The sequence below is a fragment of the Actinosynnema sp. NPDC050801 genome, assembly GCF_040673975.1.
Classification (GTDB): domain Bacteria; phylum Actinomycetota; class Actinomycetes; order Mycobacteriales; family Pseudonocardiaceae; genus Actinosynnema.
Genome location: NZ_JBFAQZ010000008.1, coordinates 208934 through 219936, shown reverse-complemented (window position 1 = coordinate 219936; position 11003 = coordinate 208934). Strand labels below are relative to the sequence as shown.

Below are 11003 nucleotides of genomic sequence, written 5' to 3'. Positions count from 1 at the left end.
GGGTCAAGGATATCGAGGGTGGGCCGATGGGGCCGCCGATTATCGGCCGGCCCGCGCCGGCCGCTCGCCGCGCAGGGCGAGTTGGCGTGCCTGGGCGACGAGCCGCCCGGTGGTGTCCCACAGCTCCAGGTCTTCCACGTAGTGGCTGCCGGCCAGGTGGCGGGTGGCGGTGCGGGCGGCCAGCCACCCGGCCGCGGGCCGGGCGTGGACCTGGACGGTCAGCTCGATGGTGGCCGAGCTGACCACGCCGAGCTCGATGGCGGCCGGCGCGGCGCAGTCCACCAGGGTCGCCAGGCTGGCGGTGTCGGCGGGGCGGCCGTCGGCGAAGCGCATCCAGAACTCGGCGTCCGGCGCGCCGGACGGACGTCCCCGCGCCCAGCCGTGGGGTTCCGGGGCGCGCACCTCGACGCGGTCGGCGACGGTCGCGCCGGGCAGGCGCAGGCCGTCGTAGGCGTCGACGCACTCGTCGGGCGGCGGCAGGTCGGGGGCCTTGCCGAGGACGTGGGTGGGGCCGGCGGCGGTGCCGTACGTGGGGCCGGTGGCGGTGCCGTAGGTGGCGACCACCCGGAGCACCTCGTGGTCGCGGCAGGTCAGGCGGGCCTCGCCGGTGGAGACCCGGCGGCCGGCGCGGACCACCTCGGTGTCGACGCGGGCCGGTCCGAGGACGCCGGGGCGCAGGTAGTGGGCGCTGACGACGAGCGGGTCGGGGTGCGGCAGCACCTCGCCGAGGGCGCGCAGGCAGGACCCGACGAGGTAGCCGCCGTTGGGCCGGCCGCCCGCGCCGCCCCAACGGTCGGTGAGGTGGGCGGTGAACCGCCCGTCCCCCACCGCGTCCACCCGCGTGTCGGTGTCCCACTCGTGCATGACGATCACACTAACGGGTGATTCCGGCGGGTATTTCAGCCGCCGTACGGGCTTCCGCCGTCCCGCTTGATGTCGGCGACGATCGACTTGAGCCGGTTCATCAGCAGGTTGTGCAGGCCGGGGCCGAAGCTGACCCGTGCCACGCCCAGCGCGCCGAGTTCGGCCGGGCCGGGCGTGCCGGGGCCGTGGCCGATGTTCACCGGGCGGCCGCCGACCGCCTCGACGAACTCCGCGATCCGGTCGGCGGGCAGCCGCAGCGGGTAGACGCAGTCCGCGCCGGCCTCGAAGTAGGCCAGCGCGCGCCGCACGCCGTCCTCGAACGAGCCGTCGCCGTGCAGGTACACGTCCACGCGGGCGTTGATCACCAGGTCGTGGTCGGCGGCGCGGACGGCGGCCAGGAAGTCGGCCTGCTCGGCGAGCTCGACCATGGTCGCGGTGGCGGGGTCGGAGTCCTCCAGGTTGCAGCCGACCGCGCCCGCCTCCGCCAGCCGGGCCGCGACCTGCGCCGGCGGCAGGCCGTAGCCGCGTTCGACGTCGGCGGTCACCGGCACGTCGACGGCGGCGGCGATCCGGCGCACGGCGGCGAACGCCTCGTCGGCGGGCATGCCGTGCCCGTCGCGGAACCCGAGGGCGGCGGTCACCGCGGCGCTGGCCGTGGCCAGGGCCGGGTAGCCCGCCTCGGCGACGACGCGTGCGGACGCGACGTCCCACACGTTGGGCAGCACCAGCGGGTCGCCGGGCACGTGCAGCGCCCGCAGCGCCTGCGCCGGCCCGGTCCGGGTCACTCTGGTCTCGGTCACTTCGCTCTCCTGTCACGGCAGAGGTCGCGGGCGCGCGCAGGCCCCGACCCGGTTCCACGTCTTCGTCAGGACGGTCACCCGCGCCACTCCGGCCGTCGCCCCTCCCCAGGGGTGCCGTGGCGGTCCGCCTCGTGGGTGTCGCTGCACCCGATGATCACGGTACGCGCCGCCCGGGGCCCCGGTGCGGCAGGACCGGGCGCGGCGCGGTGGAGCGCGCGGCTGCCGGCTGCGCTACCGGCGTCGCCGCGACCCGCTGGTCCGGCGGCTGGACGGCCTCGGCGTGACGGTGCACGGGCGGCGCGGCAGGGCGTGGTCGTGGGGTGCGCGACCCCGGTCGAGCACGCCTGCCGCGCCGCCCCGGACGCGGTGGCCCGGGCCCTTACGGCTTGAGGTCCAGGGCCGCGCCGAAGGTGCCGTCCATGTAGAACGGCGTGGAGGTGTGCTCGTGGGCGATGCGCCACGCGCCGTCCACCCGCCGCAGGCACACCGTGGCGCGGAACCACAGGTCGAACGCCTCGTCGAGACCGCGCGGGACCGCGGACATGCGGTTGAGGCTGTGGCAGAACGCCAGGTCCCCTTCGGCGGTGATGTCCAGGTCGCGGACCTCGTAGTCCACGGCGGAGTCGAACGTGGCGAACCAGGCGCGCATCGCCTCGGGGTCGACCACCTCGGGCGCGGTGTGCCGCAGCGGCGGCGCGAGGGTGAAGGTGACGGCGTCGGGCAGGTAGTCGGCGACCAGGCGGTCCGCGTCGCCGGCGCGCATCGCCGCGGCACGCCCTTCGAGCAGGTCCCTGATGTCGCTGTGCTCGCTCATGGTGGTACTTCCTCTCCGACGGGGCACCCCGGTCGGGCACCCTGCACGGGGGACGTAGAAGCTGGACCGGCGTTCTCGACATCCCGGACCGGATTTCCGCGGAGGGTTCTGGTGAGGTACCTCGTCCTGATCTACAGCAACCCGGAGTCCCGCGCGATCTGGGACCGGATGGGCAACGACGAGCGGTCCGCCGGCCTGGACGCCTACGCGGCGTTGGACGAGGAGCTGGCCGCCTCCGGCGAGCTGGTGGTGTCCGAGGCGTTGGCCGAGCCGGCGCTGACCACGCGGGTGACCGTGCGCGACGGGCGGGCGTTGACCACCGACGGCCCGTTCGCCGAGACCAAGGAGCTGCTGGCCGGGTTCTACCTGGTGGAGGTGCCGACACGGGAGCGGGCGGTACGGATCGCGGCGCGCATCCCCGAAGCACGGCTGGGCCTGGTGGAGGTGCGGCCCGCGCTGTCGTCACTCGACGACTTCCTGCGGTGACCGACCCCGGCATCGGCCCGCTGCTGCGGGAGCTCGCGCCGCGGGTGCTGGGCGCGCTGGTGCGCCACCACGGCGGGTTCGACGCCTGCGAGGACGCCGTGCAGGAGGCGCTGCTGGCCGCGGCGACCCGCTGGCCCGTCGACGGGGTACCGGACAACCCGACCGGCTGGCTGGTCACCGTCGCGTCGCGGCGGCGGATCGAGCGGTGGCGCGCGGACACGGCGCGACGACGACGGGAGGAGGCGGCGTTCGCGCTCACCCCACCCGACCCGCAACCCCCGCCGGGCACCGACGACACGCTCACGCTGCTGGTGCTGTGCTGCCACCCGTCGCTGACACCGCCCTCGCAGGTCGCGCTGACGCTGCGCGCCGTGGGCGGGCTCACCACCGCCGAGATCGCCCGGGCGTTCCTGGTGCCCGAAACCACGGTCGCGCAACGCATCAGCCGCGCCAAGCAGCGCATCAAGGCCGCCGGCGCCCGCTTCGACCTGCCGCCCGACCCGGAACGCGACCGACGGCTCGACGCCGTGCGGCACGTGCTCTACCTGGTGTTCACCGAGGGCCACACCGCGAGCTCCGGCGCCGACCTGCACCGCGTCGACCTCTCCGGCGAGGCCGTCCGCCTGGCCCGCGAGCTGCACGCGCGACGCCCCGGCGACGGCGAGTCGGCCGGGCTGCTGGCGTTGATGCTGCTCACCGACGCCCGCCGACCCGCACGCACCCACCCCGACGGATCGCTGGTGCCCCTCGCCGAGCAGGACCGCACCCGGTGGGACACGGCCATGATCGCCGAAGGCACCCGGCTGGTGCACGACGCGCTGACCACCACCGCGATCGGCCCCTACCAGCTGCAGGCCGCGATCGCCGCCCTGCACGACGAGGCCCACGACGCCGCCGACACCGACTGGAAGCAGATCCTGGGCCTGTACGACCTGCTGCACACGCTCACCCCCGGCCCCATGGTCGCGCTCAACCGGATCGTCGCCGCCGCCATGGTCCACGGCCCCACCGAGGGCCTGGCCCGACTGCGGGACGCCGCCGCCGACCCCGCGCTGGCCGGGCACCACCGGGTCGACGCCGTGCGCGCACACCTGCTGGAGCTGGCCGGCGACCGCGACGCGGCCCGCGAGCACTACGCCCGCGCCGCCCGCGCCACGCTGAGCCTGCCCGAACGCCGCTACCTCGAACAACGCGCCCGACAGCGGTAGCGGACCACGCCCCGCCCTCCGGCGGATCGGCAACCCGCCGTTCGGCGGCTGGCGGATCAGCGGCGCGGCCGATGAGCTGGATCACGCGATGAGTCGGGGGACGACCCATCGAGGGGGAATTGGCTTGTTCCGACCCGTGCCGGTGCCCGTGCTGCCGCCCAGCACCGCACTGGCCGACCTGGCGACCGCCGGCGAGCACCACGCGTGGCTGGCGGGCACCACCGGCGTGTTCACCAGCCACCCGTCGGCACCACTGGTGCTGAGCTGGACCGGCGAGACCTGGCGCGTCGAGCCGCTGCCCGACCTGCCCGCCGCGGCCAGCCTGTCCGGGGTGTCCGCCACGGCGCCCGACGACGTCTGGGCGGTCGGCAACAGCGCCGGCCGCCCCCTCGTGCTGCACTACGACGGCACCACCTGGCAGGTCGTCGCCACACCCCGCATCACCTGGGCCAAAGCCGTCACCGCCGTCCGCGACGACGACGTGCACGTGGTCGGCACCGGCCGCGACACCCTCCACTTCGACGGCGCGGCCTGGCGACTGCGCACCGCGCTGTCCTCGGCCCGCGAAGGCCTGCAGACCATCACCGCCGCCGGACCCCACGACGTGTGGGCGGGCGGCGGCGGCCTCGCCGGCGCCGGACCCGGCACCTACGAGTACCCCGTGCTCGTCCGCTGGGACGGCCGCACCTGGACCGAGGTCGCCGGACCCCGCCACGAACGCGGCCACGTCGCCCGCCTCGCCGCCACCGCCCCCGACGACGTGTGGCTCGGCCACGTCCGCGACACCGAAGGCCTGCGCGTGCACCGCTGGGACGGCGAGCAGTGGCACGCCGTACCCACACCCGAGGACCCCGACCGGCTCAGCGTGCACGGCGTCGCCGCGGGCTGGACCTGGGGCGTGCGCGCCGCCCGCCGCTCCTTCGAGACCAGACCCGCGTTCCACCGCTGGACCGGCCGCGGCTGGACCGCCGTGCCACTGCCCGACGACCTCGCCCGCACCTCCGCCTCCCACGTCGGCCTCACCACCACCGGCGCCACCACCTGGGCCTACCTCAAAACCGCGGCCGGCGTCCACGTGCTGCGCCACACCGTCCCCTGACATCGCGACGCGTGCTGCGCCACACGTCCCGTGACCCCGCGCCCCGCGCTGGGTCACACTGCCCCGTGACCTTCCGCCTCACCGTCCTGGGCACCGCAACGCCCTACCCGCGCCCCGGCAACCCCTGCTCCGGCTACCTGCTGCGCAGCGAGCACACCGCCGTGTGGGTCGACGCCGGCCCCGGCACGCTCGCCGAGCTGCAACGCCACCACCGCCCCGACCTCCTCGACGCCGTGTGGATCTCCCACACCCACGCCGACCACGCCGCCGACCTGCTGCCCTACTACTACGCGCTGCTGTTCGCCGACCAACAACCGCACGCACCCATCCCGCTCTACGGCCCACCCGGCCTCGCCGACCGACTGGAAACCTTCCTCGAAGGCGCCTCGCCCAACCCCGCCGCCGCCGCGTTCGACGTCCACGAACTGCACGACGGCCACCGCGCCGAGATCGGCGACCTCACCCTCACCAGCCGCGCCGTCGACCACGGACTGCCCGCGTTCGGCCTGCGCGCCACCCACGGCGACGCCGTGTTCGCCTACTCCGGCGACACCGGCCCCTGCCAGGCCCTCGACGACCTCGCCGACGGCGCCGGCCTGTTCCTGTGCGAAGCCGACGGCACCGGGCCCCACCACTGCTCCCCCGAGGACGCCGCCCGAGCCGCCCGCGGCGCCCACCGACTCCTGCTCACCCACGTCGGCCACACCCTCGGCACCGCCGAAGCCACCGAACGCGCCCACGCCCCCGTCGCACGACCAGGTGAAACATTCACCATCAGATGACCACCGGCGGGTGAACCCCGCCTACACCCGCCCCACCGCGCCCAACCGCGCCCAACCGACGCACCAACGCCACCGCCATCCCCGCCGCCACCAGCAACGGACCCGCCAACTGCGCCACCGTCGCCACCACCACCGGCGACCCCGGCAACACCAACACCACCAACAACACCACCGTGCCCACCACCCACGACACGGTGATCGCCGACCGCGCACCCAACGCGATCAACGCAGGCTGCAACACCTGCGCCACCATCAACAGGATCGTGCCCACCCCCAACGCACCCATCACCACCCACGACAACCCCGCCTCCGCACCGAAGAACACCCGCACCGCCCACGGACCCAACACCGCCGACCCCACCGCACCCACCACACCCACCACCAACACCCACACCGAGATCCGCCGCAACACCGCCCGCACCGCACCCAGGTCACCCCGCGTCGCCGCCTCCGTCAACCCCGGCAACAACAACGCCTGCACCGGCGAGAACACGAACAACGGCACCCTCACCAGGATGAACGCCGACGAGAACGCCAACGCCAACGCCGCATCCCCCGGCAACCGCGCCGTCACCACGATCGGCGCCACGTTCGCCACCGCCTGCACCAACAACCCCGCCAACACCAACAACGCCAAACCCTCCACCCGCCCCGACCCCGCCACCCCGTCCGACGCCGCCACCCCGCCCGCCACCGGCACCGACCGCGACCGCAACCACACCAACCCCGCCGCCACACCCACCACGGTCCCCAACGCGAACGTCATCCCGAACGCACCCGCACTCGCCACACCCACCGCCGCCACCACGATCGCACCCGACAACCGGGCAAAACCCTCACCCGCCAAAGTCGCCGCATAACCCGAGAACCGCCGCATTCCACCCAACACACCACGCGCCAGGTAAATAGCCGCCGAAGTCACCACCGCCACCACCACCGCCACGAACAACGGCCACGAACCTTTCAACGACCGTTCCACCAACACCGGCGACACCACCACCAACACACCCACCACCACCAGCGTCAGCACCACACCCTCACGACCCACCCGGCGCACCGCCGCACCAGGCCGCCCACCCCCCGCCAACGCCCGCGACGTGGCATGACTGGCCTGCTGCTCCAACGCCGAGAAGATCCCCGGACCCACGATGTTCGCCAACAGGTAGAACGCCGCCACCGCCGCCGCATCCGCCGCCGACAACGAATGACCCGCGATCGCCACGAACGCGTAACCCGACCCACCGAGAACCAACGTGCCCAACCCCATCACGACAGCGGGGCTCAACCGACGCGGGGGCATGATGTCTGCGCTCACCGCCAACACAGTAGGCTGCCTCGTCGCCACCTCCTGAAAGCCGGTGTCCCCGGTGCTCGGGTGGAACCACGAGGGGCAGGCGCAAGGGGAAGGGTCGTGGCAAGGGGATGGGTGTTCCACACCGCAGCCTGATCGTCGGTCGTACGAGGTGACCATGAACGGCATCGACATCATGCTCCCCCACTACGGGGACATCTCGTACCTGAAGACCGCCGTGCGCAGCGTCATCGCCCAGGACGACGAGAACTGGCACCTCACCGTCGTCGACGACAGCGTCACCGACAACGACCTGCCCGACTGGTTCCACTCACTGCGCGACAACCGCATCACCTACCAGCGCAACGAGCACAACCTCGGCATCAACGCCAACTTCCAGAAGTGCCTCGACCTCGCCGAACGCGACTACCTCGTGGTCATGGGCTCCGACGACGCCATGCTGCCCAACTACGTCAGCACCGTCCGCCGCACCACCCAGCGCCACCCCGACGCCGACGTCGTCCAAGCGGGCGTCGAGGTCATCGACAGCACCGGCCAGGTCGTCCGCCCCCTCACCGACCGCGTCAAACGCGGCCTCTACGCCCCCGACACCACCACCCCCAGGACCATGCGCGGCGAAGAACTCGTCGTCAGCCTCCTGCGCGGCAACTGGACCTACTTCCCCTCCCTGTGCTGGCGCCGCGAAGCCCTCAAAGACCTCGGCTTCCGCCAAGGCCTGCGCGTCGTCCTCGACCTCGCCCTCATGCTCGACCTCGTCGAACGCGGCGGCCAACTCGTCGTCATCCCCGACCTCTGCTTCCAGTACCGCCGCCACAACGCCAGCGTCTCCTCCTCCCTGGCCTCCCTCGGCGGCCGGTTCACCGAAGAACACGACTTCTTCGTCGACGTCGCCGAACACATGGACCGCATCGGCTGGCACCGCGCCGCCAAAGCCGCCCGCCTGCACCTCTCCTCCCGGCTCCACGCGCTGCTCCTGCTGCCCGGCGCCGTCACCTCCCGCCAGAGCGCCAGCGCCAAGGTCCTCGTCCGCCACGCATTCGGAACCACCAAACCCGTGAGGAAGTGATCGACGGTGCTGTCAACCGCGCCAGAACAATCGCCGCGGACCAGCCCCGAGCACACCCCGCCGCCGCCCACCACCGCACAACCCCGCCGAGGCCTGCTCTTCGCCGCCGAAGCCCTCGTGTCCGTGGCCGCCGCAGCGCTGATGGTGTTCCTCGCCCGCGGCATCGACGTCAACCCGCTCGACCGGATCGGCCAGATCAGCGGCCTGGCCGCACTCCAACTCCGCTTCGCCCTCATCGCCGCGGTGCTGCTCCTGCTCACCATCCTCACCGCCCGCGCACGCTGGATCACCCACACCCCCCTCGCCCGCCGCATCGCCGCCGCCGCGGCCGCCGGCCTGTTCAGCGGACTCGTCGCCGGCGCCGTCCTGGTCGCCCTGCGCGGCACCACCTGGGGCCTCAACGCCGACGGCGGCGACTCCGGCGCCCTCACCCGCTGGGCACACACCCTCATCGACACCGGCACCATGCAGGCCGACTACCCACCCGGCTGGGTCCACGCCATCGCCTGGTACTCCCAACTCACCGACACCGCCCCCGAACACTCCCTCAAGGCGCTGCAAATCCTCGGCACCGCCCTGTTCGGACCCGTCGCCTACCTGTCCTGGCGACTCCTGCTGTCCCCCCTGTGGGCACTGGGCCTCGGCGTCGTCCCCGGCATGGTCCTCATCGACCCCTACAAGCCCTACACCAACCTCATGCTCGTCGCGATGATCCCCGTCCTGCTCGCCCTGCTGCGCCGCCTGCGCCGCGCCGGCGACACACCCTGGCGCGGCATCGCACTGCACGGCATCGGCATCGGCGCCGCCCTCGGCCTGATCTTCCTCGTCTACTCCGGCTGGTTCGTCTGGTCCGCACCCGGCGTGCTGCTCTCCACCCTCGTGCTCTTCCCCTGGCGCACCGGCCGGCTGAAAGGCCTCGCCCTGATCGCCATCACCGCCGCCGTCTTCGTCGCCGTCTCCTTCCGCCACCTCTTCGGCCTGCTCACCGCCTCCGGCTCGGTCAAGGACCGCTACTTCTACTGGGACACCTGGACCGAACCCACCTACATCGCGATGTGGCGCAGCGACCTGCCCGGCAACACCGGCCCCTGGCCACCACCCGGCGAACTCGGCGGCGTCGGCCTGTTCACCATCCTCACCCTCGTCGGCCTCGCCGCCGCCATCGCCGTGGCCCGCCACCGCACCGCCGTCATCGTCCTCACCTCCGTGTTCGCCGGCGCCTGGCTCCTGCGCTTCTACTTCGGCGCCCAGATGTACGCCGCCGACGCCGTGCAGCTGTGGCCACGCAGCACCGCCGAACTGCTCTACTGCCTGCTGCTGCTCACCGGCTTCGCCGCCTACTACGGCGTGCGCCGCTTCGACGGCGTCGCCCGCGTCCGCACCGCGCTCACCTCACCGTCCACCGGCATCGGGGTGCTCGCCGCACTGCTGCTGCTCATCGCCTCCGCCGGCTCCTCCACCGGCGACCGGTACATGCCACGCACCGACAACTCCCTCGGCTACCTCGCCACCGCCTCCCACCTGATCGAGCAACCCGACGGCGGCTGCTCCGCCTACGCCCACACGCTGGGCACGGGCTGCTTCGAGCTGAACGACCCCCGCTTCGGCGAGACGCTGCTCGAACTCGCCGAGCTCGGACCCAAGCGCGGCGAGCTGCCGCACCCGCCACCGGGCGGCTGACCCGCGGCACGTGACGACGGCGGTGGGGGCGATCGGAGCGATCCGGCCGCCCCCACCGCCGTCCCGGCCCCCCGACCACGCCGCCCCGACCACGCGCGGTGCCGGTCGACGTGCGGGGGCCACCCGGCGGGGTGAAAATCACCATCGTGCTGAAGCTGACCGCGACGGTGCTCGACGCACCCGACGCCCAAGCCCTCGCCCGCTTCTACCGCGACCTGCTCGGCTGGCCACTGCGCGACGACGAGCCCGGCTGGGCCACCCTCCGCCCGCCCGACGGCAGCGCCGGGTTGTCGTTCCAGACCGAGCCGGACTACCGGCGACCCACCTGGCCCGCCGCCGACGGCGCACAGCGGATGATGGCGCACCTGGACATCATGGTGGACGACCTGGACACCGCAGGGGCGCACGCGGTCGCCCTGGGTGCGACGCTCGCCGAGTTCCAGCCCCAGGAGGGCGTGCGCGTCTACCTCGACCCGGCGGGCCACCCGTTCTGCCTGTTCCTCGAAGGCTGGTGAGCCCCCGGAGTCAGGGTGACCCGATGGCCCGGGTGATGGAGTCCAGCACGCCCGGGAAGCGGAGTTCCATCTCCTCGCGCCGCAGCTGGTGCGTGCGGTAGCTGCCCTGCGGCGTCACCCGCAGCACCCCGGCCTCGCGGAGCACCTTCAGGTGGTGCGACAACGTCGACATGCTGACCGGCACGTCGAACTGCCCGCAGACGATCCCACCCGATCGTGCGAGCTCGGCCACGATCCGCAGCCGAACGGGATCCGCCAGCGCGCTCAGCACGGTGGCGAGGCGCATGTCCTCCACGTCCGGGTGTTGTAGGGCGCGCACGGTTTCGCATAGTAGGGACCCCGGTCAAGTGGTCTATTAATCCACACTGAAGATATTA

Annotated in this window: 12 protein-coding genes; 7 read left to right on the top strand and 5 right to left on the bottom strand. The window is 73.2% G+C overall.

Annotated elements, in window-relative coordinates; genetic code table 11:
- Positions 1 to 39: 39 nt before the first annotated feature.
- The 3 genes from AB0K14_RS20275 to AB0K14_RS20265 all read right to left on the bottom strand — a co-directional run bounded on the left by AB0K14_RS20275 (position 40) and on the right by AB0K14_RS20265 (position 2478).
- Positions 40 to 864 (bottom strand): thioesterase family protein, encoded by an 825-nt coding sequence (locus AB0K14_RS20275; RefSeq protein ID WP_360451485.1) that lies wholly within the window; start codon positions 862 to 864, stop codon positions 40 to 42.
- Between the two features lie 35 nt (positions 865 to 899).
- Entirely contained in the window at positions 900 to 1664 is a 765-nt protein-coding gene (locus tag AB0K14_RS20270) for an isocitrate lyase/phosphoenolpyruvate mutase family protein (RefSeq protein ID WP_360451483.1), read from the bottom strand.
- A 379-nt stretch (positions 1665 to 2043) separates the two neighbouring features.
- The gene (locus AB0K14_RS20265) at positions 2044 to 2478 is read right to left on the bottom strand and encodes a nuclear transport factor 2 family protein (protein WP_360451480.1); all 435 of its coding nucleotides are present in this window, start codon (positions 2476 to 2478) and stop codon (positions 2044 to 2046) included.
- A 111-nt stretch (positions 2479 to 2589) separates the two neighbouring features.
- Here AB0K14_RS20265 and AB0K14_RS20260 point away from each other — a divergent pair, with 111 nt between their 5' ends.
- The 4 genes from AB0K14_RS20260 to AB0K14_RS20245 all read left to right on the top strand — a co-directional run bounded on the left by AB0K14_RS20260 (position 2590) and on the right by AB0K14_RS20245 (position 6053).
- Complete coding sequence (locus AB0K14_RS20260; RefSeq protein WP_360451477.1) at positions 2590 to 2964, top strand: YciI family protein; 375 nt, start codon at positions 2590 to 2592, stop codon at positions 2962 to 2964.
- On the top strand, positions 2961 to 4172 hold the full coding sequence (locus AB0K14_RS20255; RefSeq protein WP_360451474.1) for a DUF6596 domain-containing protein: 1212 nt from the start codon (positions 2961 to 2963) through the stop codon (positions 4170 to 4172). Before AB0K14_RS20260 ends, AB0K14_RS20255 begins: the two co-directional genes overlap by 4 nt.
- A 124-nt stretch (positions 4173 to 4296) precedes the next feature.
- Positions 4297 to 5271 (top strand): hypothetical protein, encoded by a 975-nt coding sequence (locus AB0K14_RS20250; RefSeq protein ID WP_360451472.1) that lies wholly within the window; start codon positions 4297 to 4299, stop codon positions 5269 to 5271.
- Positions 5272 to 5336: 65 nt separating this feature from the next.
- Entirely contained in the window at positions 5337 to 6053 is a 717-nt protein-coding gene (locus tag AB0K14_RS20245) for an MBL fold metallo-hydrolase (protein WP_360451469.1), read from the top strand.
- On the opposite strand, the gene AB0K14_RS20240 is transcribed toward AB0K14_RS20245, so the two are convergent.
- On the bottom strand, positions 6046 to 7368 hold the full coding sequence (locus AB0K14_RS20240) for a hypothetical protein (protein WP_360451466.1): 1323 nt from the start codon (positions 7366 to 7368) through the stop codon (positions 6046 to 6048). The two genes, AB0K14_RS20245 and AB0K14_RS20240, sit on opposite strands and share 8 nt — an antisense overlap.
- Positions 7369 to 7522: 154 nt before the next feature.
- Here AB0K14_RS20240 and AB0K14_RS20235 point away from each other — a divergent pair, with 154 nt between their 5' ends.
- From AB0K14_RS20235 to AB0K14_RS20225, 3 genes are all read left to right on the top strand, one after another.
- Positions 7523 to 8431 (top strand): glycosyltransferase, encoded by a 909-nt coding sequence (locus tag AB0K14_RS20235; RefSeq protein ID WP_360451463.1) that lies wholly within the window; start codon positions 7523 to 7525, stop codon positions 8429 to 8431.
- A gap of 6 nt (positions 8432 to 8437) precedes the next feature.
- Positions 8438 to 10111 carry a hypothetical protein gene (locus AB0K14_RS20230; RefSeq protein ID WP_360451460.1) on the top strand — a complete coding sequence of 558 codons (1674 nt, stop codon included), beginning with the start codon at positions 8438 to 8440 and terminating at the stop codon, positions 10109 to 10111.
- Positions 10112 to 10260: 149 nt separating this feature from the next.
- Positions 10261 to 10626, top strand: a complete 366-nt coding sequence (locus tag AB0K14_RS20225) for a VOC family protein (protein ID WP_360451796.1) — start codon at positions 10261 to 10263, stop codon at positions 10624 to 10626.
- A gap of 10 nt (positions 10627 to 10636) precedes the next feature.
- On the opposite strand, the gene AB0K14_RS20220 is transcribed toward AB0K14_RS20225, so the two are convergent.
- The gene (locus AB0K14_RS20220) at positions 10637 to 10945 is read right to left on the bottom strand and encodes a metalloregulator ArsR/SmtB family transcription factor (protein WP_360451458.1); all 309 of its coding nucleotides are present in this window, start codon (positions 10943 to 10945) and stop codon (positions 10637 to 10639) included.
- Positions 10946 to 11003 lie beyond the last annotated feature (58 nt).

Coding starts and splice junctions, on each gene's coding strand:
- AB0K14_RS20275 (WP_360451485.1), bottom strand. CDS start 864: ATGCACGAGTGGGACACCGACACGCGGGTGGACGCGGTGGGGGACGGG.
- AB0K14_RS20265 (WP_360451480.1), bottom strand. CDS start 2,478: ATGAGCGAGCACAGCGACATCAGGGACCTGCTCGAAGGGCGTGCCGCG.
- AB0K14_RS20235 (WP_360451463.1), top strand. CDS start 7,523: ATGAACGGCATCGACATCATGCTCCCCCACTACGGGGACATCTCGTAC.